19 protein-coding genes and 1 pseudogene are annotated in these 26,435 nt (G+C 72.6%); 5 read left to right on the top strand and 15 right to left on the bottom strand.

The annotated features are described in order from the left end of the window. Window positions 1-48 precede the first annotated feature (48 nt). The 5 genes from yjfF to ABZ497_RS31880 form a co-directional block, all read right to left on the bottom strand. Entirely contained in the window at window positions 49-1,020 is a 972-nt protein-coding gene (gene yjfF, locus ABZ497_RS31900) for a galactofuranose ABC transporter, permease protein YjfF (RefSeq protein ID WP_359810379.1), read from the bottom strand. Further along, window positions 1,017-2,102, bottom strand: coding sequence for an ABC transporter permease (locus ABZ497_RS31895; RefSeq protein ID WP_359810376.1), 1,086 nt, complete (start codon window positions 2,100-2,102; stop codon window positions 1,017-1,019). The genes yjfF and ABZ497_RS31895 overlap by 4 nt, the downstream gene beginning before the upstream one ends. Then, window positions 2,099-3,622 (bottom strand): sugar ABC transporter ATP-binding protein, encoded by a 1,524-nt coding sequence (locus tag ABZ497_RS31890; protein ID WP_359810374.1) that lies wholly within the window; start codon window positions 3,620-3,622, stop codon window positions 2,099-2,101. The genes ABZ497_RS31895 and ABZ497_RS31890 overlap by 4 nt, the downstream gene beginning before the upstream one ends. 78 nt (window positions 3,623-3,700) lie before the next feature. After that, window positions 3,701-4,684, bottom strand: a complete 984-nt coding sequence (locus tag ABZ497_RS31885) for an ABC transporter substrate-binding protein (protein WP_359810371.1) — start codon at window positions 4,682-4,684, stop codon at window positions 3,701-3,703. Between the two features lie 724 nt (window positions 4,685-5,408). Further along, window positions 5,409-6,398, bottom strand: a complete 990-nt coding sequence (locus tag ABZ497_RS31880) for a LacI family DNA-binding transcriptional regulator (RefSeq protein WP_359810369.1) — start codon at window positions 6,396-6,398, stop codon at window positions 5,409-5,411. Window positions 6,399-7,079: 681 nt separating this feature from the next. Between ABZ497_RS31880 and ABZ497_RS31875 the strand changes: the two genes are divergently transcribed. Beyond that, window positions 7,080-9,578 (top strand): glycoside hydrolase family 9 protein, encoded by a 2,499-nt coding sequence (locus tag ABZ497_RS31875; RefSeq protein ID WP_359810367.1) that lies wholly within the window; start codon window positions 7,080-7,082, stop codon window positions 9,576-9,578. Window positions 9,579-9,847: 269 nt separating this feature from the next. Here ABZ497_RS31875 and ABZ497_RS31870 read toward each other — a convergent pair whose 3' ends face one another. From ABZ497_RS31870 to ABZ497_RS31850, 5 genes are all read right to left on the bottom strand, one after another. Continuing rightward, the gene (locus ABZ497_RS31870; RefSeq protein WP_359810420.1) at window positions 9,848-10,789 is read right to left on the bottom strand and encodes a glycoside hydrolase family 6 protein; all 942 of its coding nucleotides are present in this window, start codon (window positions 10,787-10,789) and stop codon (window positions 9,848-9,850) included. A gap of 46 nt (window positions 10,790-10,835) precedes the next feature. After that, window positions 10,836-13,127 (bottom strand): glycoside hydrolase family 3 N-terminal domain-containing protein, encoded by a 2,292-nt coding sequence (locus ABZ497_RS31865; protein ID WP_359810417.1) that lies wholly within the window; start codon window positions 13,125-13,127, stop codon window positions 10,836-10,838. Between the two features lie 86 nt (window positions 13,128-13,213). Next, window positions 13,214-14,035 (bottom strand): carbohydrate ABC transporter permease, encoded by an 822-nt coding sequence (locus ABZ497_RS31860; protein ID WP_359810364.1) that lies wholly within the window; start codon window positions 14,033-14,035, stop codon window positions 13,214-13,216. Beyond that, a complete protein-coding gene (locus tag ABZ497_RS31855) occupies window positions 14,032-14,928 on the bottom strand; it encodes a sugar ABC transporter permease (RefSeq protein ID WP_359810362.1) in 897 nt (298 codons plus the stop codon). The genes ABZ497_RS31860 and ABZ497_RS31855 overlap by 4 nt, the downstream gene beginning before the upstream one ends. Continuing rightward, window positions 14,925-16,217, bottom strand: coding sequence for an extracellular solute-binding protein (locus tag ABZ497_RS31850; protein ID WP_359810360.1), 1,293 nt, complete (start codon window positions 16,215-16,217; stop codon window positions 14,925-14,927). Before ABZ497_RS31850 ends, ABZ497_RS31855 begins: the two co-directional genes overlap by 4 nt. A gap of 180 nt (window positions 16,218-16,397) precedes the next feature. Here ABZ497_RS31850 and ABZ497_RS31845 point away from each other — a divergent pair, with 180 nt between their 5' ends. From ABZ497_RS31845 to ABZ497_RS31835, 3 genes and pseudogenes are all read left to right on the top strand, one after another. Continuing rightward, window positions 16,398-17,402, top strand: a complete 1,005-nt coding sequence (locus tag ABZ497_RS31845) for a LacI family DNA-binding transcriptional regulator (protein ID WP_359810358.1) — start codon at window positions 16,398-16,400, stop codon at window positions 17,400-17,402. 262 nt (window positions 17,403-17,664) lie between these two features. Beyond that, a pseudogene (locus tag ABZ497_RS31840) lies at window positions 17,665-17,967 on the top strand (xylose isomerase); the annotation flags it as partial. 106 nt (window positions 17,968-18,073) lie between these two features. After that, the gene (locus ABZ497_RS31835) at window positions 18,074-18,259 is read left to right on the top strand and encodes a hypothetical protein (RefSeq protein ID WP_359810355.1); all 186 of its coding nucleotides are present in this window, start codon (window positions 18,074-18,076) and stop codon (window positions 18,257-18,259) included. An 80-nt stretch (window positions 18,260-18,339) separates the two neighbouring features. Here ABZ497_RS31835 and ABZ497_RS31830 read toward each other — a convergent pair whose 3' ends face one another. The 5 genes from ABZ497_RS31830 to ABZ497_RS31810 form a co-directional block, all read right to left on the bottom strand. Next, window positions 18,340-19,428 carry an aldose epimerase family protein gene (locus ABZ497_RS31830; protein ID WP_359810352.1) on the bottom strand — a complete coding sequence of 363 codons (1,089 nt, stop codon included), beginning with the start codon at window positions 19,426-19,428 and terminating at the stop codon, window positions 18,340-18,342. Between the two features lie 148 nt (window positions 19,429-19,576). Beyond that, window positions 19,577-21,085, bottom strand: a complete 1,509-nt coding sequence (araA, locus tag ABZ497_RS31825; RefSeq protein WP_359810349.1) for an L-arabinose isomerase — start codon at window positions 21,083-21,085, stop codon at window positions 19,577-19,579. Next, a complete protein-coding gene (locus ABZ497_RS31820; RefSeq protein WP_329485142.1) occupies window positions 21,082-21,771 on the bottom strand; it encodes an L-ribulose-5-phosphate 4-epimerase in 690 nt (229 codons plus the stop codon). The genes araA and ABZ497_RS31820 overlap by 4 nt, the downstream gene beginning before the upstream one ends. Continuing rightward, window positions 21,768-23,465 carry a ribulokinase gene (locus ABZ497_RS31815; RefSeq protein WP_329485143.1) on the bottom strand — a complete coding sequence of 566 codons (1,698 nt, stop codon included), beginning with the start codon at window positions 23,463-23,465 and terminating at the stop codon, window positions 21,768-21,770. The genes ABZ497_RS31820 and ABZ497_RS31815 overlap by 4 nt, the downstream gene beginning before the upstream one ends. 310 nt (window positions 23,466-23,775) lie before the next feature. Next, entirely contained in the window at window positions 23,776-24,765 is a 990-nt protein-coding gene (locus ABZ497_RS31810) for a LacI family DNA-binding transcriptional regulator (protein WP_359810414.1), read from the bottom strand. Between the two features lie 478 nt (window positions 24,766-25,243). Between ABZ497_RS31810 and chvE the strand changes: the two genes are divergently transcribed. Further along, on the top strand, window positions 25,244-26,338 hold the full coding sequence (gene chvE, locus ABZ497_RS31805; protein WP_359810346.1) for a multiple monosaccharide ABC transporter substrate-binding protein: 1,095 nt from the start codon (window positions 25,244-25,246) through the stop codon (window positions 26,336-26,338). Window positions 26,339-26,435: the final 97 nt, after the last annotated feature.

Here is a 26,435-nt window from a genome sequence, read left to right as displayed (position 1 = left end):
ACCCACCCCGGCACGGCCGGGGCGGGCCGGCCGGGGCGGCGCGGTGTTCTACCGACGACGGACGGTGTTCAGGCGCTGGAGGACGATGAAGACGAACAGCAGCCCGCCGATCACGATCCTGGTCCACCATGAGCTGAGGGTGCCCTGGAAGCTGATGACGGTCTGGATCAGGCCCAGCACCAGCACACCCAGCACGGTGCCCAGCAGGTAGCCGGAGCCGCCGGTGAGCAGGGTGCCGCCGATCACCACGGCGGCGATCGCATCCAGCTCCAGGCCGACCGCGTGCAGGCCGTACCCGGAGAGCATGTAGAAGGTGAGCAGCACACCGCCGAGCGCCGAGCAGAAGCCGCTGATCGCGTACACGGTGGTCTTGGTCCGCCCCACCGGCAGACCCATCAGCAGGGCGGACTGCTCGCTGCCGCCGAGCGCGTACACGTTCCGCCCGAGCCGGGTGTAGTGCAGCACGACGAACCCGGCCGCCAGCACCAGCAGGGCGATCAGCACGCTCGGCGAGACGAACAGGTCGCCGAGCGGGATCCGGGTCTGCGCCATCGCGGTGTACCACGGATCCGTGATGGAGATCGACTCGATGCTGATCGTGTAGCACAGTCCCCGGGCCAGGAACATGCCCGCCAGCGTCACGATGAAGGGCTGGATCTCGAAGACGTGGATCACCCACCCCATCACCCAGCCGCCAGCCGTGCCCATCAGCAGTACCAGCGGGATGACCACCAGCGGCGGCCAGCCGTGCCGCTCGACCAGCCAGGCGGAGACCATGGTGGACAGCGCCACCACCGCGCCGACCGACAGGTCGATGCCGCCGGTCAGCACGACGAAGGTCATCCCGACCGCGACCACGAGCAGGAAGGCGTTGTCGATCAGCAGGTTGAGCAGCACCTGCCCGGAGAAGAATCCGTCGTACCGCACCGAGCCGACGGTGAACATCGACACCAGCAGCACGGAGGTGACCAGCAGCGGGATCTGCGCGCGAACTCTGGTCAGCAGGGTGTTGGCGTTCACGCGCCGACCTCCCGGTTGGTGATGGCGGCGGCGGGGCCCGGCCGGACGCCGCCGCGGCGGCCGGCGCCGCGCCGGGCGAGCTTGGCACGGAAGTTCGGCGACTGGATCAGACAGACCGTGATCACCACGAAGGCCTTGAAGACCAGCGTGGTCTCCGGCGGGATGCCGATGGTGTAGACGGTGGTGGAGAGGGTCTGGATGATCAGCGCGCCGAGGACGGTGCCGCCGATCGAGAACCGGCCGCCGTTGAGCGAGGTCCCGCCGATCACCACCGCGAGGATGGCGTCGAGTTCGATCCACAGGCCGGCGTTGTTGCCGTCCGCTGCCGAGACGTTGGAGGAGACCATGAGTCCGGCGACCGCCGCGCACAGCGCACTGAACACGTACACCAGACCGACCAGGCGCATCGCCCGGATCCCGACCAGCCGGCTGGCCACGGGATTGCCGCCGACCGCCTCCAGCAGCAGGCCGAGCGCGGTGGAGCGGGTGAGCAGCGCGGTGAGCAGCGCGACCAGCGCGCTGAGCAGGATCGCGAACGGCATCGCCAGCCAGTAGCCGCCGCCGATCAGCTTGTACGGCTCGCTGGTGATCGTGATGATCTGGCCGTCGGTGATCAGCTGGGCGACGCCGCGTCCGGCGACCATCAGGATCAGGGTGGCGATGATCGGCTGCACCCCGACCCGGGCCACCAGCACCCCGTTCGCGAGGCCCAGCAGTACCGCCGTGCCGAGTGCTATGCCGACCGCGCCGAGCACCGTGCCGAGGCTCCCCGGGTCGGCGGCCTCGCTGATGTGGAGGCAGGCGAGCGCGCCGGCGATGGCGACCGTGGAGCCGACGGAGAGGTCGATCCCACCGGTGGCGATCACCAGGGTCATGCCGAGCGACACCAGGATCAGCGGCGCGCCGAAGTGCAGGATGTCGACCGTACTGCCGTACAGGTGACCGCCCTTGAGGTGGAGGGCGAAGAAGTCCGAGGTGAAGGCGAGGTTCGCGAGCAGCAGCACGGCCAGCACGGCGGCCGGCCAGAACAGCCGGTGCCGGGTCACCGCCCAGGCCCTCGGGGTGGTCGGCGCCGTGGTCATTGTTCCGCTCCGCTCGCGATGGTGGCCAGGACGCGCTCCGGGGTGAGCTCGCCGTCGTTGTCGAGTTGGGCGACCATCCGGCGGTCGCGCAGCACGCCGACGCGATGGCTGAGCCGCAGCACCTCCTCCAGTTCGGCGGAGATGAACAGCACCGCCATGCCCTTCTCGGCGAGGTTCGCGACCAGCTTCTGGATCTCGGCCTTGGCGCCGATGTCGATGCCGCGGGTGGGCTCGTCCAGGATCAGCAGCTTGGGGTCGGTGATCAGCCAGCGGGCCAGCAGCACCTTCTGCTGGTTCCCGCCGCTGAGGTTGCGGACCAGCGCCTCCGGGTCGGCCGGGCGGATGTCCAGGGCGCGGATCCAGCGCAGCGCCAACTCGTCCTGCGTGGTGCGCGACAGCGGACGGGCCCAGCCGCGGGACGCCTGTAGCGCCAGCACGATGTTCTCCCGGACGGTCAGCTCGCCGACCAGGCCCTCGGTCTTGCGGTTCTCGGAGCAGAACGCGATGCCGTGGGCGATCGCGTCGCGCGGGCCGCGCAGGGCCGTCTCGGCGCCGTTGATCCGCACGGTGCCGCGGTCCTTGTGGTCGGCACCGAACAGCAGCCGGGCGGCCTCGGTCCGGCCGGACCCCAACAGGCCTGCCAGGCCGACCACTTCACCGGGGCCGATGGCGAGGTCGTACGGCTCGACGGCGCCCCGCCGGGCCAGGCCCTCGGCTTCCAGGAAGGCCCGGCCGGTGGCCGGCGCGGAGCGCTCGCGCCGTTTGCCGCCGGCGAGCTGGTCGAGTCCGGCGAGCTCGGAGCCGATCATCCGGGAGATGAGGTCGATCTGGTCGAGCTCGCCGGTCAGGTACTCGCCCACCAGCCGGCCGTTGCGCAGCACGGTCATCCGGTCGCAGATCTCGTAGATCTGGTCGAGGAAGTGCGAGACGAACAGGATGGCGACCCCCTGGTCGCGCAACCGCCGTATCACGGTGAAGAGCTGGCGGACTTCGTCGCGGTCCAGGCTGGAGGTCGGCTCGTCCAGGATCAGCACCTTGGCCGAGACGTCCACCGCTCGGACGATGGCCACCAGCTGCTGGACCGCGATGGAGTGGCTGCCCAGCGGTGCGCTGACGTCGATGTCCAGCTCCAGCGTGCGGACCAACCGGGCGGCCCGGCGGCGCGTTTCGGCCCAGTCGATCAGGCCGAGGCGGCGCGGCTCGCGGCCGATGAAGATGTTCTCCGCGACCGACAGGTTCGGACAGAGGTTCACCTCCTGGTAGACCGTGCTGATGCCCGCCTCCTGGGCCTGCAGCGGTCCGGCGATCCGCACCCGCCGCCCGGCCAGCACCACCTCGCCGCCGTCCGCCGGGTGCACCCCGGTCAGCACCTTGATCAGCGTGGACTTGCCGGCGCCGTTCTCCCCCATCAGGGCGTGCACCTCGCCGGGGAAGAGCCGGAAGTCGACCCCGTCCAGCGCCACCACCCCGGGGAACTCCTTGCGGATCCCCCGGACTTCCAGGACCGGTTGCTGACGCACCCCGGTTCTCCTCTCCTCGTGCGAACCCGGTCCGCCCGGGAGCGTTCCGCCGAACGCTCCCGGGCGGGCGGGGGCTTGTCAGTACTGGCGGGTGGGCAGCGCGGCCGCGGCCTGGTCCTGGGTGAAGACACCCTCCTCGGTCTTGATCCGCTTCGGCACCTGCTCGCCGGCCTTGACCTTCTTCACCAGGTCCATCAACTGGTCACCGAGGAGCGGGTTGCACTCCACGTCGACGTTGATCTTGCCCTGGCTCATCGCGGTGAAGGCGTCCTTGACCCCGTCGACCGAGATGATCCGGATGTCGGTGCCGGGCTTCTTGCCGGCCTCCTCGATCGCCTGGATCGCACCGAGGGCCATGTCGTCGTTGTGCGCGTACAGCACGTCGATCTTCGGCTGGGCCTTCAGGAAGGCCTGCATGACCTCCTTGCCCTTCGCCCGGGTGAAGTCACCGGTCTGCGAGGCCACCACCTTGAACTTGGCGTCCGCCTTGATCACGTCGCCGAAGCCCGCCTTGCGGTCGTTGGCCGGCGCCGAACCCGTGGTGCCCTGCAGTTCGACGATGTTCACCTCGTCGGGCTTGCCCTGGTACTCCTTCGTCAGCCACTCGCCGGCCTTCTTGCCCTCCTCGACGAAGTCCGAGCCGAGGAAGGAGACATAGAGCGAGTCGTCCTTGGAGTCCACCGCCCGGTCGGTGAGGATCACCGGGATCCTGGCGTCCTTCGCCTCCTTCAGCACGGTGTCCCAACCCGACTCCACCACCGGCGAGAAGGCGATCACGTCCACCTTCTGCTGGATGAACGAGCGGATCGCCTTGATCTGGTTCTCCTGCTTCTGCTGCGCGTCGGAGAACTTCAGCTCGATGCCGGCCTTCTTCGCGGAGTCCTGGACCGACTTGGTGTTCGCGGTGCGCCAGCCGCTCTCCGCGCCGACCTGCGAGAAGCCCACGACGAGCTTGTGGCCGGAACCCTTGTCGGCCGAGCCGCCGCCGGTGCCGGAACCGCACGCGGTGAGGACGGCGACCATCGCACCGGCGACCAGGGCCGCCGCAGCTCTCTTGGACATGGTGGGACTTCCTCTCGGGATCATCGATCGCGCGGACGGCACCGGTCACGTGAACCCGAGGTGTCGGCACCGTTTCGCTCGAAACAGATTGTTAACGCTCACAATCGGCAGCGGCAAGACCCTCGCGACCCGTTACCCAATCTTGACCAGCGCCTTGGCTCCGCCCCGAGGAACCATCAACTCGACCGTACTGCGGGGAGTTGAGCCGTCGCGGGCGGCAGAGTCCGACGCGAGCACCGGATCGCACCCGGCCGACGCGGACGCGGGTGCGGCCGGGAACGGCACCCGTCGGGCCGTGCTCCCGCCGGGAGTGTGCGGGGGCCTCACCTGCCCGAAGTGCCGGTTGCCACCAGCCGTCGACGCGGGCGAGCGGGCGGTCGGCTGCCACCCGCGGGTCGGGAGCGTCGACAGCGACCCCCGGGGACGCCCGCCCCGGTGCGCGCCGACCGTCGGCACCGAGGGGTGCCGGCCGGAGCGGAAGGGGCTGGAGTTCCCTCGACCGTGGTGGAGCCCGGCGCGGGCCACGCGCTCCCGCGACCCCGACCGGGGGTCGGTCCCGTCCGCACGGGCTCCATCCGGGCCACGCCGAGGCGCCGTCCGCGCCGTCCGCGCCGTCCGCACCGGCGTCGACCGCCCGACGGCACCCGACAGCGCGTCGGACCGGCGGGCACCCGACGGCCCGGCACCGTCCGGACGAGCGCATCCGGCAGCCGCCGGCCCCGAGTCAGCCGCTGCGGGCGGGGCCGGCGCTGCGGCGCAGGACCATTTCCGGGGAGATCTGGACGTGGTTGCGGGCGTGAGCGACGCCGGCCAGCTCCTCCAGGAGGAGTTCGAGGGCGCGTCGGCCGAGTTCGCCGAAGTCCTGGCGGACGGTGGTGAGCGGCGGGGTGAAGTACGCGGCCTCGGGGATGTCGTCGAAGCCGATCACGCTGATGTCGCCCGGCATGGCGCGGGCCGCCTCGTGCAGGGCGCGGACCAGGCCGAGGGCCATGTGGTCGTTGGCACAGAAGACGGCGGTGACCTCCGGGTCATGTGCGATCCGCCGGCCCGCGTCGTAGCCGGAGCGGGCGCTCCAGTCGCCGCTCTCGACCGGCGGCACCCGGGCGCCGCCGGCCTCCAGCGCCTCCCGCCAGCCGGTCTGGCGGTCGCGGGTCTCCATCCAGCCGGCCGGCCCCGCGAGGTGGTGCACCGTGCGGTGGCCGAGGTCGAGCAGGTGGCGGGTGGCGGCCTCGGCGCCGACCCGGTTGTCGAACGACACCATCGGCACCCGGGACTGGCTTCCGGAGCCGACCGCGACCACCGGCACCGAGCTGGACAGCCGGGCGAGGACGCCGACGGCGGAGATCTGCGGGGCGATCACCACGATGCCTTCCACACCCTGGTCGCGCAGCCGGTCCACGGCCTCCTGAACGGAGCGGCTGTCCAGGGAGCGCAGGCTGGCGACGCTGACGAAGTAGTCGGCGGTGCGGGCGGCGCGCTCGATGCCGTCGAGCATGGAGGCGGGCCCGTACAGCGTGGAGTCGAAGCTGACCACGCCCAGCGTCTTCGAACGGCGGGTGACCAGGGCGCGGGCGGCCGAGTTCGGCCGGTAGTCGAGTTCGCGGATCGCGGCGAGCACCCGCTCCCGGGTGCCGGGGCGTACGTGCGGGGCGCCGTTGAGCACCCGGGACACCGTCTGGTGGGAGACGCCGGCCAGCTTCGCGACATCCGCCATCACCGGCTGTCGCACCTCTGTGCCGACCGCTTCAGATCCCACGCGCAGTCCCCTCCGGTGCCCCGGTCCGACCGTCCGCCACGAGCCGTGCGGCGGCGCCACTGTCTCATGCCTACACCGTGCCGTGTAATGTTAGCGTTAACAGACGACAGAGGGCAGACGCCGGCCACGTCGCGCCACCCGAGGCGGGGGCCTGCGCCGGGAGCGCGACCGCGAACGGGTGGTCGAGGGCCGAACGGCGAAGGGCGCGGGGGCGCCGCCGGTGGCGACGCGATTCCCCTCGGCGGCGGTGACCGGTGACGCTGCTCCCGCAGCAGGAGTGGCTGCCGAGGGGGACCGACGGCGCGCCGGTACCGGACCCACGGGCTGTTCCACCGCCGGCCTTCCACCCGTTCGGGGCCGACGGGCGTGAGGCCGACGCGCGGCGAGCTCCCGGTCCGCTCCCCGCCGACCCACACCCCGCACGGACGAGCCGGCGACCTCGGCAGCCCACCGACCGTCCCGGGAGCGTCGCCGGTCGGCACGGCCGGGGTCAGATCGCCCGCCCCGCAGGATCAACGGCCTTTCGCTGCCGGTCTCTTGACGCGGCCATTGCGAAGCTGGCTTGATTGGCGAGTGGGAGCGCTCCCAGCAGGTGCTGCCCACCCCCTGCACCCTCCCCACCCGAGGAAGGCCCCACCCGTGCCTCCTGTCACCCCCGCCCGCGGCGTGTCGCGGCGCGCGGCCGCCGTACTCACCGGCCTCGCCCTGGCCGCCGGCGCCCTGACCGCCACCGGGCTCACCGCGCCCTCCGCCCACGCCACCGCGTCCCCCGGGGCCGGCCCCGCGGCCGCGGTGGCCGACTCCCCCGTCCGGGTCAACCAACTCGGCTACCTGCCCGACGGCCCCAAGCGGGCCACCGTCGTCAGCTCCGCCACCGCCCCCCTGGCCTGGCAGCTGCGCGACGCCACCGGTGCGCAGGTCGCCTCCGGCACCACCACGGTGCACGGCGCCGACCAGGCCTCCGGCCAGTCGACCCACCTGGTCGACTTCGGCGGCTACCCCGGTACCGGCACCGGCTACACCCTGGTGGTCGGCGGCCAGGCCAGCCACCCGTTCGACATCTCGGCCTCGCTCTACGACGGCCTGCGCGCCGACAGCATGTCGTTCTTCTACCAACAGCGCAGCGGCATCGCGATCGACGCGGCGCTGGCCGGCAGCGCGTACGCCCGCCCCGCCGGGCACCTGGGCGTGGCCCCGAACAAGGGGGACACGAGCGTGCCCTGCCAGGCCGGCGTGTGCGACTACCGCCTGGACGTGCACGGCGGCTGGTACGACGCCGGCGACCAGGGCAAGTACGTGGTCAACGGCGGCATCGCGACCTGGGAGCTCGTCAACTCCTTCGAGCGGGCCCGCCGGTCGAACGGCGACGCGGCGCTCGGGGACTCCACGCTGCGCCTGCCCGAGCGCGGCAACGGGGTGCCGGACGTGCTCGACGAGGCCCGCTGGGAGCTGGAGTTCCTGCTGCGGATGCAGGTCCCCGCGGACCGGCCGATGGCCGGGATGGCCTTCCACAAGACGCACGACGCGCAGTGGACCGGCCTGCCGACCCGGCCCGACCTCGACGACCAGGAGCGCGAGCTGCACCGGCCGTCGACCGCCGCGACGCTCAACCTGGCGGCCACCGCCGCCCAGTGCGCCCGGGTGTACGCGCCGTACGACGGCGCCTTCGCCGCCCGCTGCCTGGACGCGGCCCGCCGCGCCTGGGCGGCTGCCAGGGCCAACCCGAACGTGCTCGCCCCGGCGACCGACAACACGGGGGGCGGCGCGTACGAGGACGCGGACGTCTCCGACGAGTTCTACTGGGCGGCGGCCGAACTCCTCGCCACCACCGGCGAGTCGCAGTACCGGGACGCGGTCACCTCCTCCCCGCACCACACCGGGCCGGTGGACGGCTTCTGGTGGGGCGGCACCGCCACGCTCGGCCGGATCACCCTGGCGACCGTCCCCGGCGTGGCCCTGCCCGCCGACGACGTCAACCGGTTGCGCTCCCTGCTGACCGCCGCCGCCGACACCCACCTGTCCACCATGGCCGGCCAGGGCTACGCGGTGCCGATCCCCGCCGACGCCTACGTCTGGGGCTCCAACAGCTCGGTCGCCAACGACGCGATGGTGATGGCCGTCGCGTACGAGCTGACCGGCCGGCAGGGCTACCGCGCCGGGGCGCTGGAGACGCTGGACTACCTGCTGGGCCGCAACTCCCTGGACCACTCCTACGTGTCCGGCTACGGCGAGCGCGCCTCCGAGAACCAGCACCACCGGTTCTGGGCGCACCAGAACGACGCGACGCTGCCGCACCCGCCGGCCGGCTCCTTCGCGGGCGGCCCGGACGCCGGGCTGGAGGACCCGATCGCCAAGTCCCGGCTGGCGGGCTGCGCGCCGGCGGCGTGCTACGTCGACGACATCGGCTCGTACTCCACCAACGAGGTGGCGATCAACTGGAACGCGTCGCTGGCGTGGCTGGCGGCCTTCGCCGCCGAGCGGCGCAGCACCCCTACGGCGCCCGCGGTGCAGGTGGTCCCGGCCGCGGTGACCGTTCCGGAGGGCGGCTCGGCGACGGTGGCCGTGCGGCTGTCGGCGGCGCCCGCGCAGACCGTCAGGCTGACGGTCTCCCGCTCCTCCGGTGACCAGGACCTGGCGGTGGCGTCCGGCGCCACGCTGGTCTTCACCCCGGCCGACTGGGCGACGGCCCAGCAGGTCTCGCTGACGGCGGCGCAGGACGCGGACGCGCTGGCGGGCGCCGCGGTCTTCCGGGTCGGTGGCACGGGGGTGACCGCGGCGACCTTCACGGCGACCGAGGCGGACGACGACACGGCCCCGCCTACGGCGTCCTGCTCGGTGGCGTACAGGGTGGACAGCTCCTGGGGCAACGGCTTCACCGCGACGGTCACCGTCCGGAACACCGGCACGTCGACGATCTCCGGCTGGACACTGGGGTGGGCCTTCACGGGTGACCAGAGGATCACCACCGCGTGGAACGCCACCGTCAGCCAGTCGGGCGGCTCGGTGACCGCCCGGGACGCCGGCTGGAACGGCACCCTGGCACCCGGCGCCACCGTGGGTCTCGGCTTCCAGGCCGGCTACTCGGGCAGCAACGCCGCTCCGACCGGCTTCACCCTGAACGGCGCGGCCTGCGCCTGACCCCGCTGCGCCACGGCCGGCCGCCGCCGGCCCCGAGGTGGCGGACGCTTCGCACCCGCATGGGTCTCGAAGCGTCCGCCGCCTCGCGCCGTCCCGGCGACCGCGCGGCCGGAAGGCCTCGACGCCTACGTCCTGCCGGCCGGGGCCCGCCCGCCGCGCCCGGGTCCGGGCAGCCGTGCGCGCCGGCACCGGAGCCGGGGAACGGTTCCGGTGCCGGCGCGCGCTTCGGCTCGGGAGCGGCCGCGGGGCCGCCCCTCACCGGTCCGCGGTCAGTAGCCGTAGATCATCTTGTAGGCGACCTCGGGCAGGAACTGTCCGGCGGTCGATCCCGTGCCGACACCGCAGTTGCCGTCCGACTCGCCGGGCACCTTGATCCACAGGAGCATCTCGGCGCCGCCGCCCCACCCGGTGGGGGTCCCGATCCGGCGTCCCGCCGGGTTGCACCACGCGCCGTCGGACCCGTTGCCGTTGCGGCTGGTGTCGACGACGAACGGCTTGGTGAAGCCCTTCGTCGACTTCAGCGCCGCGTTGACCGCGTTGCCGTACGCCACGTTCTGGGCGGTGGTGAGGTAGTTCGAGACGTTCAGGGAGAAGCCGTGGGCTCCGGCCACCCCGGCCGCGGCCAGGTGCCGGGCCATGGTCTCGGCACTCAGCCAGGCGGGGTTGCCGGCCTCCAGGTAGAGGAGGGTGTTCGGCGCCTTGGCGTTGAACTGCGCGACGGCGCCGCTCAGCAGCGCGTTGCGCTCGGAGATCTGGGCCTGGCTCATGCAGCTCTCGTCGCCGAGCGAGTCGGGTTCGAGGACGACCACCGCCGGCCGGTTGCCGATGCCGGCGGCGAAGGCGGCGATCCACGTCCGGTACTCGGCGGCGCTGCCCGCCCCGCCGCCGGACTGGCCCGCGCAGATGTCCCGGTCGGGGATGTCGTAGGCGACGAGGACGGGCAGTTTGCCGGCGGCGGCCGCCGCGCGGGTGTAGTCACCGGTGGCCGTTCCGACGGCGCCGCTCCAGTTGCCGAACCAGCGGGCCGACGGCACGTTGGCGATCGACGCCTGGATCGCGGCGGCGCGGCCGTCGCCCCGGTTGGCGTTGACCCACCGCTGTGCGCTGGAGTCGGGGTCGGCGTAGAAGCCGCTGGTCGTGAGGGCGGGTCCGGCCGCGTGGGCGCCGCCGGGGTCGAGCGCGAGAAGGACGGTGGTCAGCGCGGGTGCCATGAGCAGGGACAGCCTGCGGCTCGATCGGCGCACGGTGGTTCCTCCGCTACGGGGTGGGGGTGGGTGGAAGGTCCTGGACGGTGACGGCCGGGTGGAGCCGGCGGGTGTGGTCGAACGGGCGGACCGGGCCGGTCAGGCGCAGCGGCACGGTGAGGCGGGCGTCGGTGCTGGAGGCGGCGATCCGCAGTTCCAGCGCGCCGGGTTCGACGATCCGGTGGCCGTCGCGGCCGGTGAAGGAGGCCAGGTCGGCGGGGAGCGCCAGCACCACCCGGCAGGCGGCTCCCGCGTCGAGCGGGATCCGCCGGTAGCCGACCAGCCGCTGCACGGGCTGCACCACCGAGGCCACCGGGTCGTGCAGGTAGAGCTGCACGACCTCGGTGCCCGCCCGGGCGCCGGCGTTGCGCAGCTCGAAGGCGAGCCGGAACTCGCCGTCGGTACCGGTCTCGGCCACCTCCACGGTGAGGCCGGCCCAGGTGAACTCGGTGTAGCCGAGACCGTGTCCGAAGCCGTAGGCGGGTGTCGGGTCGGTGCTGGAGACGTCGCCGGCCTGGGCCAGCCGGGCGGCCAGGTAGGTGGAGGGCTGGACGCCGGGGTGCGCGGGCACGGAGACCGGTAGCCGTCCGGTCGGCTCGACCCGCCCGCTGAGCACGCCCGCGAGGGCCCGGGTGCCCTCCTCCCCGGGGAAGAAGCACTGCACGACGGCCGCCGCCTCGGTGACCGCGCGCCCGAGCGCGTACGGCCGCCCGGCCAGCAGGGTGACCACCACCGGCGTGCCGGCGTCCAGTACTTCCTCCAGCAGCTTCCGCTGGCTGCCGGGCAGTTCGAGCGAGGCGGCGTCGCAGCCCTCGCCGCTGGTGCCGCGGCCGAAGAGCCCGGCCCGATCCCCGAGGGCGAGCACCACCACGTCGGCCCGCCGGGCGGCCCGGACCGCCTCGGCGATGCCGCCGGTGTCCTCGCCGTCGACCGTCACCCCGCGCACCGTACGCAACTGGCTGCCGGCGAACTCCGCCTCCAACGCCTGCCGCAGGGTGGGGAGTTCGATGCCGGCCGGGGTCCGCGGGTGCTGCGCGCCGACGTGCACGGGGAAGGAGTAGCAGCCGAGCACGGCGGTGGGTTCGTCGGCGTTCGGCCCGATCAGCGCGATCCGGGCGGGGCCGCGCAGGGGCAGCAGGCCGTCGTTGCGCAGCAGTACCACGGCCTGCTCGGCGAGTTCGGCGGCGAGTGCGCGGTTGGCGGGCCGGTCGAGGTCGACCAGGCCGCGCAACGCCTCGGGTTCGCCCGGGTCGGTGCCGGCGAGGGCGGCGGGCACCGGGTCCCAGTCGGCGTCCAGGAGGCCGAGCTGGGCCTTCTGCACCAGGACACGGCGCAGCGCCCGGTCGATCAGCGCCTCCGGTACGGCTCCGGCCCCGACCGCGTCCAGCAGGGGCTGTCCGAAGGTCTGCACGGTCGGCAGTTCGACGTCCACTCCGCTGGCCAGGGCCAGTGCGGCGGCGTCGGACCAGTACTCGGCGACGCCGTGCAGCGTCTTGAGGAAGGCGATGCCGAAGTAGTCGGCGACGAGCGTGCCGGTGAAGCCCCAGGTGTCCCGGAGCAGTCCCGTGAGCAGGGCCTCGTCGGCGGCGGAGGGCAGGCCGTCGGTGTCCGTGTAGGCGTGCATGACCGAACGGGGACGGCCTTCGCGGACGGCCATCTCGAAGGGCGCCAGGATGACGTCGGCGCGCTCGCGGGGGCCCATCGAGACGGGGGCGAGGTTGCGTCCGGCACGGGAGGCGGAGTACCCGGCGAAGTGCTTGAGGGTGGCGACGATCCCGGCCGACTCCAGGCCCTGCACGTAGGCGGTGGCGACGGTGCCGACCAGGTACGGGTCCTCACCGATCGTCTCCTCGACCCGCCCCCAGCGGGCGTCGCGAACGACGTCGAGCACCGGGGCGAGGCCCTGGTGCACGCCGACGGCCCGCAGGTCCCGCCCGATGGCCGCGGCCATCGTCCGCACCAGCTCCGGGTTGAAGGTGGCGCCCCAGGACAGCGGCACGGGGTAGGCGGTGGCACCCCAGGCGGCGAAGCCGGCCAGGCACTCCTCGTGGGCCAGTGCGGGGATGCCGAAGCGGTTGGCGGCGGCGATCCGCCGCTGGGTGCGCTGCAGCGAGAGCGCGCCGAGCGCCGGGTCGACGGGCGCGGTGCCGAAGGGCCGGGTCAGCTGGCCCAGCCCGTAGGGCAGGAGGGTGTCGAGGTCGGGCGGTTGCTCCATGTCGTGCTGGTGCGGGGCGACCTCGCCACCCTCGGCGCTGGCGCCCACCCAGACCCCGACCAGTTGGGCGGCCTTCTCGCGCAGGGTCATCTCCCCGATCAGGGCGTCCGCCCTGGCCTCCGGGGAGAGCGTGGCGTCCCGCCAGGCGGGGACGGCTTCGGGGGTGCGGCGGTCGTTCACTTTCCTCCAACGCCCATCAGGCCCTGGACCAGGGCGCGGCGGGCGAACAGGTAGACGACGAAGACGGGGAGCATGGACAGCACGACGGCGCTGAGCAGGCCGGGCACGTCCACGCCGTGCTCGGTCTGGAACTCGTACAGGCCGAGGGTGACGACCTTGGTGGAGTCGGACTGGGTGAGGATCAGCGGGAAGAGGAAGCCGTTCCAGGCCTGGAGCGCGGCGAAGACGACGATCGAGGACAGCCCGCCTCTGGACAGCGGGAGCACCAGTTGGCGGAAGACGCGCGCCGGGGTCGCGCCGTCCACCGCCATCGCCTCGTACAGCTCGGGGCCGATGTCGCGCATCGCGCCGGTCAGCACCAGGGTGCAGACCGGCAGGCAGAAGGCGGCGGTCGGCAGGACGACACCGATCAGCCGGTCGTACAGGCCGGTCTTGCTGATCACGTAGAACATCGGCACGATCACCGCCTGGGCGGGGATCGCCAGGCCCAGCAGGAACAGCCGGAACACCCAGCCGGTGGCCCGGCCGCGGGCGCGCACGATGGCGTAGGCGAGCGGCGGGACGACCAGCAGCACGATCGCGACCACGCCGGCGGTCACGGTCAGGGTGTTGAGGAAGTCCTTGCCGAAGCCGTTCGAGAAGTCGGTCAGGTAGTTCCGCAGGGTCCACCGCACCGGCGGTTTCAGCGGACCCTCGGTGGAGTAGTCGGCGCGGGTGCGGAACGTGGCGATCAGCAGCACGTACAGCGGCAGGCCGACCACCAGCAGCCACCCCAGGGAGCCGAACCCGGCCAGGAGGTTGGGGCGCCGGCGCGTCACAGGCCCTCCGCCGTGCCGCGCATCCGGTCGTAGCCGGAGATCCGGACCACCGCGAGCGAGATCAGGGTGGCGACCACCACGAGGACCAGCGCGATGGCCGACCCGGTGCCGAAGTCGAAGCCCTTGAAAGCCTTCTGGTACATGTAGTAGGCGGTGACGGTGGTGTCGGTGCCGGGGCCGCCCTGGGTGAGGATCAGGACCGTGTCGAAGGTGGTCAGGCCGCCGACCACCATGAGGATCACCGAGGTGATGACGGTGTTGCGCAGCTGCGGCAGGGTGATGTGGAAGAACTGGCGCACGGTGCCCGCCCCGTCGACCGCCGCCGCCTGGTAGAGCACCGGCGGGATGGCCCGGGCGCCGCCCTGGTAGAGCAGCGCGTGCAGCGGGGTGAACTGCCAGATGCCGACGAAGGTCAGCACCCCGATCGCGCCGCTCCTGCTGCCGAGCAGGTTGCCGTCGCCGAACAGCCAGGTGAGCTGGGCCGGCACGCCGAAGTTGGGGTCGAGGACGGCCCGCCACACCACCGAGACGGCGGTCGCCGAGAGCAGCAGCGGCACGAAGTAGACGGCCGAGAGGACGGCCCGGTTGCGCTGCGGCCCGGCGGCCCAGACGCCGAGCAGGATGCTGACCGGGGTCTGGGTCACCACCCCGAGGGCGGTGAGCAGCAGGGTGGTCCCGACGGACTGGGCCATCACCGGGTCGTGGACCAGGGCGGCCCAGTTGTCCAGGCCGTTGAAGCGCGGCTCGCCGATGCCGTCCCAGCTGGTGAAGGAGAGCACCACGACCAGCAGCAGCGGCACGATCGCGAACAGCAGGAAGAACACCCCCGCGGGCACCGCCCAGGCGAGGCCCGGGCGGGTCACGCCCGGGCCGGACCTCGCACCGCGCGTCATGAGGTCGGCAAGGCCTGCATGGCCTTGATGAAGGCGTCGGCGTCGGTCCTGCCGGCGAAGAACTGCTGGACGGCGGTGTACATCGGGGTCATGGCGGCCGGCGGGTAGGCCTGGTCCCAGGAGAGCTGGAACGACGGCGCGGCCTTGACCAGCTCGTACTGGGCCCTGGAGTACGCGGGACTGGCCGAGAGGTCGAGGAAGTCGGCGGTGCTGGTGGTGGTCGGCAGGTTCCCGATGGCGAGCTGCGCCTTCACGAACTCGTCGGAGTACATCAGCTTGAGGAAGGCCGCGACGGCCTCCGGGTGCTTCGTCTTCTTGAGCACCGAGTAGAAGTTGTTGGTGTTGCCGACCACGGCGGCCGGGTCGCCCTTCCCCCCGCTCACGGCCGGGAATCCGGTGTAGCCGAGGCCGGACGCGGCGAAGTCGGGGTGGGCGTCCTGCTGGGTGGAGTAGTACCAGGAGCCCATCAGTTCGAAGGCGGCCTTGCCCTTGGCGACCAGCGCCGGGGAGCCGCCGTCGGTGAACTTCACGGAGTCGGCGTTGCTCCCGAAGGCGCCGGCGTCGACGAGCTGTTGGAGGGCGGCCAGCGCCTTGCGGCTGTCCTCGCCCGCCCAGGCCTCGCGGTCGCCGCCCAGCGCCCGCTGGAACAGACCGGGGCCGCCGATCCGGTCGTACAGGTACTCGAACCACATCAGGGTGGGCCACCGGTCGCCGCCGCCGAGCGCGATCGGGGTGACGCCCGTGGCCTTCAGCGCCTTGCTGGTGGCGAGCAGGTCGTCCCACGTCGTCGGCGGGGTGAGCCCGGCGTCCGCCAGCACCTTCTTGTTGTGGAAGAGCAGCACCGGCTGGGTGCCGCGCATCGGCACGCCGTACGGCTTGCCGTCCACCACCGCCGAGTCGAACACCGAGGGGAGGAAGTTGTCCTTCAGGCCCGGGTCCGCTGCGATGAACCCGTCCAGCGGGAGCAGCAGGCCCGCCTTGACGAACGGCTGGATGGATCCGCCACCCCAGTTGAAGAAGACGTCCGGGGCGCGCGAGGTGTTGATCACGGTCTGCAGCTTCTGCTGGTAGTCCGCGCCGGGGACGGTGTCGAGCACCGCCTTGACCTTGGAGGTCCGGTTGAAGGTCTCGACGAGCTGCTTCTCGACCTTGTTGGCGGCGTCACCGTAGACGAGCACGTGGATCGTCCCGGAGCCCGCGTCGGAGGAGGCCTCGCCGGATCCACAGGCGGCGGTCGTGCCCAGGAGGAGCGCGCTGGCCGCGATGACTGCGGCGAATCTCAATCGCATACCCTGCCTCGATCGAATGTTTCGAGTATATTGCCGAATGTTGTGGGAAACCTAGGACCGTCCTGACCCTCCGTCAAGAGGTCCGGCCGAATCGGATCCGGCCGGTCGACGGGCTAGCATCCGTGCCGTACGGTCACCCACGACGGAGTTCGCCCAGCCGGGGCAGTGCAGGAGGAACCCGTGACCAGAGCGGCGACGCTCGCCGAGATCGCGCTGGAGGCCGGGGTCTCCGCGCCGACAGTTTCGAAAGTCCTGAACGGGCGCGCCGACGTCGCCCCGGCCACCCGGGAGCGGGTGGAGGAACTGCTGCACCGGCACGGCTACCGGCGGCGCGGCAGCCGGCAGGTGAGCCCGCTGCTGGAGCTGGTCTTCCACGAGCTGGAGAGCGCCTGGGCGGTGGAGGTGATCCGCGGCGTGGAGAACGCGGTGCGCGAGGAGGGTCTGAGCATCGTGCTCTCCGAGTCCGCCGGTCGGCTCAGCCCCGGCCAGTCCTGGGTGGACGGGGTGCTCGCCCGCCGCCCGACCGGCGTGGTGCTGGTGCTGTCCGACCTGGACCGCTCCCAGCGCGAGCAGCTGGCCGGCCGGAACATCCCGTTCGTGGTGATGGACCCGGCCGGCGACCCCGGCCAGGACGTTCCCGCGGTCGGCACCACCAACTGGGACGGCGGCCTGGCCGCCACCCGGCACCTGCTCGACCTCGGCCACCGCCGGATCGGCCTGATCGGCGGCCCTGCCCGGATGATGTGCAGCCGGGCCCGGGCCGACGGCTACCGGGCGGCGCTCGACATGGCGGGCGTACCGTACGACCCTGAGCTGGTCCGGGCGGGCGACTTCCACCACGAGTCCGGGCGCCGGGTCGGCCTGGAGCTGCTGGCGCTGCCCGACCGGCCGACCGCCGTGTTCGCCGGCAACGACCTCCAGGCGCTCGGGCTCTACGAGGCCGCCAGGGAGCTGGGCCTGCGCATTCCGGAGGACCTCAGCGTGGTCGGCTTCGACGACCTTCCGCTGGCCCGCTGGGTGGGGCCGCCGCTGACCACCGTGCGCCAGCCGCTGACCGAGATGGCCGAGACAGCGACCCGCCTGGTGATCGACCTGGCGCGCGGGGTGCGACCCGGCACGCGGCGGGTGGACCTGGCCACCAGCCTGGTCGAGCGCAGCAGCACCGCGCCGCCCCGGACCGGTTGACGGAGCGTCGGCCGGATCTGCGGGCACCGCGGGGTGGGTCGGCCGATCGAATGTTTCGAAGGCTTTCCGGCTGCTCGACAGCGGCTCCTTCCCGGCTCCTCGCCGGCCCGGGCGCGCGGAGACCCAGCGGTGCCGGGGCGCGCGCCGGCGCCCTGGGCGCACCGGGCCTGCTCGGCGTCACCTGCGTCCCGCTCGCCCCGCCAGCAACAGGGTGGGATCCGCCACGATCGGGCGGACCGTCGTCAGCGCCGCGCCCAGCAGCTTCAAGCCGCCGCGCACCGAGGACTTCGACGGCGTCTGGGCCTCGGCCGCCGGCTGCATGCGCAACTACCTGCTGCTGGCCGATCGCTCCCGCGCCTTCCGGGCCGACCCGGACGTCCGGACCGCGCTCGCCGCATCCCGGCTGCCCCAACTCGCGCTCCCCACCGCCCAGGACGGCCTGGCCGGGCTGCTGGCCGACCGCTCCGCTTTCGAGGAGTACGACGTCGAGGCCGCCGCCCGGCGCGGCATGGCCTCCGAGCAGCTGGACCAGCTCGCCCTCGAACACCTCCTCCGGGCCCGCTGACTCCACCGGTGGCGGGCCGGGTCAACGGCTCGGTCCCGCGGGGCGGGAGCGTCCGGCGGGCTTCACGGCCACCCCGTCCCACAGCGACTTCCGCAGCCGCGACCTGGTGAACTGGACGCAGCTCGGCAACGCCCTGCCCGCTGCCCGGACGTCCCGCCAGGGGCTCGCCGCCCGTTCACCCGACCAAACACCCCGTGAACCGCTCACCCGGCCCTGCTCCGGCGTCGTCGGGCGCGGGCAGATGCCGGAGCGCTTCGAGCACGCGAACCACGAGGCCGGATCAACGGCCTGACCAGCGCGGGGTGGGACGCCGACAAGGGGGCGGCGAGCCCCGTCCGGCCCGCCGCCCCCGTTCACCGCTGCGCGGCTTCGCTACGCCGCGGAGAAGCGGTACACCGTCGTCGAGCGGAACTCCTCTCCCGGGCGCAGGACGGTGGACGGGTACTCGGGACGGTTGGGCGAGTCCGGGAAGTGCTGCGTCTCCAGTGCGATGCCCGCGTACGCCCGGTACGGACGGCCGGAGCGGCCGGTCAGCGACCCGTCGAAGTGGTTGCCGGTGTAGACCTGGAGGCCCGGCTCCGTCGTCAGGCATTCGACCTGCCGGCCGCTGGCCGGGTGGCTCAGCACCGCCACCCGGCGCAAGCCCGTCCCGTCGAGCACCCAGGTGTGGTCGAAGCCCGTTCCGGCCGCGCGGACCTGGGGGGCCTCGACCGCGACGCGCTCGCCGATCACCGCCGCCTCGCGCAGGTCGAAGGGCGTGCCGGCGACGGACTCGACCGGGCCGAGCGGGATCAGGCCCTCGTCCACCGGCAGGTAGCCGGTGGCGTCCACCCGGAGCAGGTGGTCGAGCACCGTCCCGCTGCCCTCGCCCGCCAGGTTGAAGTACGCGTGGTTGGTGAGGTTGACGACGGTCGGGGCGTCCGCGCGCGCCCGGTAGCCGATCCGGAGCTGCCCGGCCGGGTCGAGCAGGTACGTCACCTCCGCGCGGAGCTCCCCCGGGAACCCCTGGTCGCCGTCCGGGCTCCGCAGGCGCAGGCGTACCCCGGCGTGCCGGCCCTCCCGGACCGGCACGCCGTCCCAGAGCCGGGTGGCGAACCCGTCCGGACCGCCGTGCAGGGTGTGGCCGCCCGGCTGGGTCCGCAGCCGGTGGGTCGTACCGTCCACCGGCACCGTGCCGCCCGCGATCCGGTTGGCGTAGCGGCCGACCGTCGCCCCGAGGTAGGCCGCTTCACCGAGCAGGTCCCCGACGCCGTCGCACCCGAGGACGACGTTCGCCCGCCGCCCGTCCCGGTCGGGCACGTCCAGGGCCTGGAGGCGGGCGCCGAGGCTGAGCACCTCCGCGGTGGCCCCCGCCGGGGACCCGATGGTCCAGCGCATGACGCGTCGCCCGTCCGGCAGGATCGCGGCGACCTCCTGGGACACCGTCAACTCGCTGCGGGAGACGAGTGCTTCTCTCGGCACGGGGTTGCTCCGTTCCATGCGGCTGGGTGGGTGGCGGCCGGACGCCGGACGCACCGGACCGGCGTTCGGCGGCTCGGGACGTACGGGTTCGGGACAGACGGCTTCGGGGCAGACGGCTTCGGGACGGACGGGGTCGGGACGGGCGGGGTCAGAAGCCCTGGGCCAGGCGGTGATAGGCCTGGTTCCAGCGCAGTTCTTTGGTGAACCGGCGTATGTTCGTGTCGTCGTCGATGACCAGGAGTTCCACGCCGAGCATCTCGGCGAGGTCGTCGAGTTCCTCCGTGCCCAGCGCGCTGGAGAGCACGGTGTGGTGGGGGGCGCCGGCGGTCAGCCAGGCCTCGGTGGAGGTTCGCAGGTCAGGGCGCGGCTTCCAGACCGCACGGGCGACGGGCAGGTTGGGCAGTGGCGCGGGCGGCTCGACCACGTCTATCTCGTTGGCGACCAGCCTGAAGCGGTCGCCCAGGTCGGCGAGGCCGACCACCACCGCGGGACCGGGCTCGGCGTCGAAGACCAACCGGACCGGGTCCTCCCGGCCGCCGATGCCCAGGGGGTGGACCTCGCAGGAAGGCCTGGCGGCAGCGATCGACGGGCACACCTCCAGCATGTGCGCGCCCAGGATCAACTCCCGCCCCGGCTCCAGGTGGTAGGTGTAGTCCTCCATGAACGACGTGCCACCGGGCAGGCCCGCACCGACCACCTTGAGCGTGCGCAGCAGGGTGGAGGTCTTCCAGTCGCCCTCGCCGCCGAAGCCGTAGCCGTCGGCCATCAGCCGCTGGACCGCGAGGCCGGGAAGCTGGCGCAGTGCGCCGAGGTCTTCGAAGTTGGTGGTGAAGGCGTGGAAGCCGCCCTGTTCGAGGAAGTGGCGCAGGCCGGCCTCGATCCGGGCGGCGTAGCGCAGGGCCGCGTGCTCCTCGCCGTCGGCGCGCAGTTCGGGGGCGAGGTGGTAGCTGTCCTGGTACTCCTTGACGAGCCGGGTGACCGTGCTGTCGTCCACGGCGTCGACGGCGGTGACGAGGTCGTTGACGCCGTAGGTGTTGACCGAGACGCCGAACCGCAGTTGGGCTTCGACCTTGTCGCCTTCGGTGACGGCGACGTCGCGCATGTTGTCCCCGAAGCGGGCGAGCCTGAGGGTGCTCAGTTCGGCGCGGCCGGCACCGGCCCGGGCCCAGGCGGCGATCCTGGCGGCGACGGCCGGGTCGCTGACGTGTCCGGCGACGGTCTTGCGGGGGACGCCGAGGCGGGTCTGGACGTGGCCGAACTCGCGGTCGCCGTGGGCGGCCTGGTTCAGGTTCATGAAGTCCATGTCGATGCTCTGCCAGGGCAGTTCGACGTTGGCCTGGGTGTGCAGGTGGAGCAGCGGCTTGCGCAGGGCGTCCAGGCCGGCGATCCACATCTTCGCCGGGGAGAAGGTGTGCATCCAGGCGATCAGGCCGATGCAGTCGTCCGTGGCGTTCGCGTCCAGGCAGATCCGGCGGATCGCGTCGGCGCCGGTGAGGACCGGCTTCCAGACGATCCGCACCGGGACGGCTGCGTCGCCGTCCAGGATGTCGGCGATCCGCCGGGACTGCTCCGCGACCTGGCGCAGCGTCTCCTCACCGTAGAGTGCCTGGCTGCCGGTCAGGAACCAGACCTCGCGGCCTGCGAATGCTTCGGTCATCGGGGTTCGGCTCCTCGGTGGCCGGCGGGCTGCTGGCCGTAGACGTTCTGGTAGCGGTGGTTGAGGCGGTCGATGTCGGCCTGGGCGATCGGCGCCGGTTCACCGAGCTGGCGCGAGAGGTGCACGGTCCGCGCCACGTCCTCGCACATCACGGCGGCCTTCACCGCCGCCTTCGCGTCCTTGCCGATCGTGAACACACCGTGGCTCTTCATCAGCACGGCGGGCGAGCGGTGACCCTCCAGGGTCTCCACGATGCCCCGGCCGATCGAGTCGTCCCCGATCAGGGCGAACGGGCCGACCGGGATCTCCGCACCGAACTCGTCCGCCATCGCGGTCAGCACGCACGGCACCGCCTCACCCCGGGCCGCCCAGGCACAGGCATAGGTGGAATGGGTGTGCACCACTCCCCCGACCTCGGGCATGTGCCGGTACACGTAGGCGTGCGCCGCCGTGTCGGAGGACGGCGCGTACCCGCCCTCGACGACGTTCCCGTCCAGGTCACAGACGATCATGTTCTGAGGCGTCAGCTCGTCGTAGGAGACCCCGCTCGGCTTGATGACCAGCAGCTCCTCACCCGGGACCCGGGCCGAGACGTTGCCGGCGGTCCAGACCACCAGGTTGTACCGGACCAGCTCCTGGTGGAGGTCGCTGACCTGGCGGCGGATGAGGTCGATGGACGTTTTCACGGGGCCTCGCTCGGTGTGGTCAGGGCGGCGTTGCGGATGTCGCGCAGGCGGTGCAGGAGCTTGTCGGGCCCGGTGCCGAAGTGGTCGTGCAGGGCGCGGTACTCGGCGAAGAGCAGGTCGTAGACGTCGGCGGCGGCCCGGTCGGGCTGGTACGCCCCGCGCCGCACCCGGCCCATCGCGGCGGCCGCGGCCCGTACGTCGGGGTAGGCCCCGGCGGCGACGGCCGCGTGGATCGCGGAGCCGAGCGCCGGGCCCTGCTCCGACGCGGCGACGGAGACCGGCCGGCGCAGGACGTCCGCGTAGATCCGCATCAGCAGGTCGTTCTTCTTGAGACCGCCCGTGACGATGAACTCGGTGACGGGGACGCCGCCCTGTTCCAGGGCCTCGACGATGACGCGGGTGCCGTAGGCGGTGGCCTCCAGCAGGGCGCGGTAGACCTCCTCGGGCCGGGTGGCCAGGGTGAGGCCGACGATCACCCCCGAGAGGTGGTGGTCGACCAGCGTCGAGCGGTTGCCGTTCATCCAGTCGAGCGCGACCAGGCCGTGGCCGCCGACCGGCTGGTCCGCGATCTTCCGGGTGAGCAGCTGGTGGAGGTCCTCGCCGTTCTCCTCGGCCTCGGCGAGGTAGTCGGCGGGAACGCCCTGGCGCAGCCACCAGGCGAAGATGTCGCCCACCGCGCTCTGGCCGGCCTCGTAGCCGTACGCGCCCTCGACGATGCCGCCCTCGACCACGCCGCAGATCCCGGGGACGTCCGCGAGGGCGGCGCCGTTGATCACGTGACAGGTGGACGTGCCCATGATGGCGAGGAGCTGGCCGTTCTCGACCGCCTGCGCGGCGGGGGCGGCGACGTGCGCGTCGACGTTGCCCGCAGCGACCGCGATGCCTGCGGGCAGGCCGGTCCACTCCGCCGCCCGCGCGGTGAGCGAGCCGACCCGGGAGCCGAGCGGGGCGAGCGGGTGTTCCAGCCGGGTGCGGGCGAAGTCGGCGAAGTCGGGGTGCAGGGCGGCGAGGTAGTCCTCGCCCGGGTAGCCGCCGTCCTGGTGGATGCCCTTGTAGCCGGCGGTGCAGGCGTTGCGGCTCTCGGCGCCGGTGAGCTGCCAGACGATCCAGTCGGCGGCCTCGATCCAGCGCGCGCACGCGTCGTACACGGCCTGGTCCTCCTCAAGGACCTGGAGGGCCTTGGCGTACTGCCACTCGGCGGAGATCTTCCCGCCGTAGCGGAGGATCCACTTCTCGCCCCGGGCGTGGGCCAGCGCGTTGATCCGGTCGGCCTGGCCCTGGGCGGCGTGGTGCTTCCACAGCTTGGGCCAGGCGTGCGGGCGGCCGGACCAGTGCCCGGTCTCGGCGAGCGGGGTGCCGTCGGCGAGCACCGGGAGAACCGTGCAGGCGGTGAAGTCGGTGGCGATGCCGATCACCGCGGCCGGGTCGACGCCGGCGGCGGCGACGGCCGCGGGGACGGCGGTGCGCAGCACCTCGCGCCAGTCCTCGGGGTGCTGGAGCGCCCAGTCGGGCGGCAGGCGGCGGCCGGTGCCGGGCAGGCGGTCCTCGATGACGGCGTGGGGGTAGTCGTGGACGGCGGTGCCCAGTTCCTCACCGTCGCGCACGCGGACCACCACGGCGCGGCCGGAGAGCGTTCCGAAGTCGACGCCTACGACGTATCTCTCCGAGTCCTGGGCGGCAGGAGTCACGGTCACTTCCTCATCCTTCGTACGACCGGTGTTGTCACCTGTCGCCGGCGCGGCCCAGATCCGGGGCAGGGCAGGGCGCGCCGACGACAGGATCCGTTCCGCTGCCTCTCCCTCAGGAGGCCTTCAGGAGGACGGAACGAGTGGCCGCCGGCGGCGCGGGGAAGCGGGGCTTTCAGCGCCTCGCCGGCGGAGTGGGAAGGGCGCTGTTGTTCACGCTCACAGGAATTGTTAGCGCTCACAATCCTGGTGTCAAGGGAAAGTTCACGGGATCGCGCCGGCACACCGGGCGGTCAGGGGCTCGCGGACCCCCGCCGCTTCAACGCCGGGCGACCGGGCGCACGCTGCGGCGCAGCACCAGCTCCGGAGAGATCTTCACCTGGGCCCGCGCGGGCGTGACGCCCTCCAGCTCTCCGACGAGCAGCTCCAGGGCTCTGCGGCCGAGTTCGCCGAAGTCCTGCCGCACGGTGGTCAGCGGCGGGATGAAGTAGGCGGCCTCCGGGATGTCGTCGAAGCCGACCACGCTGATGTCGTCCGGCACCGACCGCCCGGCCTCGTGCAGGGCGCGCAGCAGGCCGAGGGCCATGTGGTCGTTGGCGCAGAAGACGGCGGTGACATCCGCCAGTTCCGCGATCCGCAGGCCGGCCTGGTAGCCGGAGCGGGCGCTCCAGTCGCCCCGTTCGACGGCCGGCACCGGGGCTCCGGCCGCCTGCAGCGCACCGCGCCAGCCCTCCTCGCGGTCCTGGCTCTCCAGCCAGTTCGCCGGCCCTGCCACGTGGTGCACCGTGCGGTGGCCCAGGTCGAGCAGGTACCCGGTGACCTCCCCGGCACCGGCGCGGTTGCCCACCGACACCATGGGCACCCGGGTCTGGTTGCCCGAGCCGACCGCGACGACCGGCACCGAACTGGAGAGCCGGGCCACCGCGCTGACGCCGGAGGTCTGCGGTGCGATCACCAGGACGCCCTCCACGCCCTGGTCGCGCAGCCGGTCGACGGCCTCCTGGACCGAACGGCCGTCCAGGGACCGCAGACTGGACACGCTCACGAAGTACCCGGCACTGCGCGCGGCCCGCTCGATGCCGTCCAGCATCGAGGCCGGACCGTAGAGGGTCGAGTCGAAGCTGACCACGCCGAGGGTCTGCGAGCGGCGGGTCACCAGCGCCCGGGCGGCCGAGTTGGGCCGGTAGTCCAGCTCCCGGATGGCGGCCAGCACGCGCTCGCGGGTGTCCGGCCGGACGTGCGGGGCGCCGTTGAGCACCCGGGACACCGTCTGGTGGGACACGCCTGCCAGTTTCGCCACATCCGCCATCACGGGCTGGCGCTGTTCCGTCCCGGTGCTGTCGGTTCCCACTCGCAGTCCCCTTCCTCGGCTGCGCACCACAGTACGCGACCGGGCCCCCACCGATGCGTCACCTCCGGGCCGGCGGAGGCGCTCCTCCCCACCGGGCGTCCGGGCGCCGGACCGAGAGGGCGCCGGACCCGCTGACCGCCGCCCCGGCCGCGCGGCGGTGGAACGTGGACCAACCGACGGCCGTCGGCAACGGCCCGCGGCCCCGGCTCCACGCCCGGCGAGGAGGTTGTCCCGCCCCGGGGATCCAACGATGCACCGGCAACCCTTGACTCCGCCGATGTGAGCGTTAACACTCTTGTCACGCCAGGCCACGGCGACCGTAACCCCGGTGCCCCACAGCACGAGGGCCCCGTCCCCGGCCGGCCCCGCCCGACCGCTCCCAGTCGCCCAGCCAGGGTCGCTCTGTGCCGGTCGCGGAACCATCACTGGAGGAACTGTGCGGAAGATTTCGGCGAGCCTCGTCGCCGCGGGCCTGATCCTGTCGTTGGCGGCCTGCGGCCAGAGCGCCAGCGGCGCCGGCGACGGTCCGGCCAAGGGGGACGCGAAGGGCGGCCTCGTCGGCATCGCCATGCCGACCAAGTCGTCGGAGCGCTGGATCGCCGACGGCACCAACATGGTCAAGGAGTTCCAGGCCAAGGGCTACAAGACCGACCTGCAGTACGGGGACAACGTGGTGGAGAACCAGGTCTCCCAGGTGGAGAACATGATCACCAAGGGTGCCAAACTGCTGGTGATCGCCGCCATCGACGGATCCTCGCTCACCAACGTGCTGCAGAAGGCCGCCGACGCGCACATCCCGGTCATCTCCTACGACCGGCTGATCCGCGGCACCGGCAACGTCGACTACTACGCCACCTTCGACAACTACAAGGTGGGCGTGCTCCAGGGCGGCTACATCGTCGACAAGCTCGGACTCAAGGACGGCAAGGGCCCGTTCAACGTCGAGCTGTTCGCGGGCTCGCCGGACGACAACAACGCCAACTTCTTCTTCAACGGCGCGATGAGCGTCCTCAAGCCGTACATCGACGACAAGAAGCTCGTGGTCCAGAGCGGCCAGACCGCCTTCAACCAGGTCGCCACCCTGCGCTGGGACGGCGGTCTCGCCCAGTCCCGGATGGACAACCTGCTGAGCAAGTCGTACACCGCCGCCCGCGTCGACGCCGTGCTCTCGCCGTACGACGGCATCTCGATCGGCATCCTCTCCTCCCTCAAGGGTGTCGGCTACGGCGCCGGGAAGTCGCTGCCGGTCGTCACGGGTCAGGACGCGGAACTGGCGTCGGTGAAGTCGATCATCGCGGGCGAGCAGACCCAGACGGTCTACAAGGACACCCGCCAACTCGCCAAGGTGGCCGTCCAGATGGGCGACGCACTGCTGACCGGCGGCAAGCCCGAGGTCAACGACACCAGCCAGTACGACAACGGCGTCAAGACCGTCCCGGCCCAGCTCCTCCAGCCGGTCAGCGTCGACAAGGACAACTACCGGAAGGTCCTGGTGGACAGCGGCCAGTACACCGCAGACCAGCTCAAGTAACCCCGAGGCCCGGCTGACGGGCCCCGAGTTACGTGGACATCGACGCGGCGGGGCGGATCACCAACCGCCTCCTCCCGGCCGAACTCACCGTCGCCCC

Origin of the sequence: Kitasatospora sp. NPDC005751 (assembly GCF_040630835.1) — a bacterium.
In the GTDB taxonomy this organism is placed as follows: domain Bacteria; phylum Actinomycetota; class Actinomycetes; order Streptomycetales; family Streptomycetaceae; genus Kitasatospora.
This window is presented reverse-complemented; position numbering and strand designations above follow the sequence as displayed.

Excerpts from the sequence above, each read along its gene's own strand:
- ABZ497_RS31850 (WP_359810360.1), bottom strand. The coding sequence starts at position 16,217 with ATGCGATTGAGATTCGCCGCAGTCATCGCGGCCAGCGCGCTCCTCCTG.
- ABZ497_RS31810 (WP_359810414.1), bottom strand. The coding sequence starts at position 24,765 with ATGGCGGATGTGGCGAAACTGGCAGGCGTGTCCCACCAGACGGTGTCC.
- ABZ497_RS31855 (WP_359810362.1), bottom strand. The coding sequence starts at position 14,928 with ATGACGCGCGGTGCGAGGTCCGGCCCGGGCGTGACCCGCCCGGGCCTC.
- ABZ497_RS31880 (WP_359810369.1), bottom strand. The coding sequence starts at position 6,398 with ATGGCGGATGTCGCGAAGCTGGCCGGCGTCTCCCACCAGACGGTGTCC.
- ABZ497_RS31865 (WP_359810417.1), bottom strand. The coding sequence starts at position 13,127 with ATGACCCTGCGCGAGAAGGCCGCCCAACTGGTCGGGGTCTGGGTGGGC.
- ABZ497_RS31870 (WP_359810420.1), bottom strand. The coding sequence starts at position 10,789 with ATGGCACCCGCGCTGACCACCGTCCTTCTCGCGCTCGACCCCGGCGGC.
- ABZ497_RS31885 (WP_359810371.1), bottom strand. The coding sequence starts at position 4,684 with ATGTCCAAGAGAGCTGCGGCGGCCCTGGTCGCCGGTGCGATGGTCGCC.
- ABZ497_RS31895 (WP_359810376.1), bottom strand. The coding sequence starts at position 2,102 with ATGACCACGGCGCCGACCACCCCGAGGGCCTGGGCGGTGACCCGGCAC.
- araA (WP_359810349.1), bottom strand. The coding sequence starts at position 21,085 with ATGACCGAAGCATTCGCAGGCCGCGAGGTCTGGTTCCTGACCGGCAGC.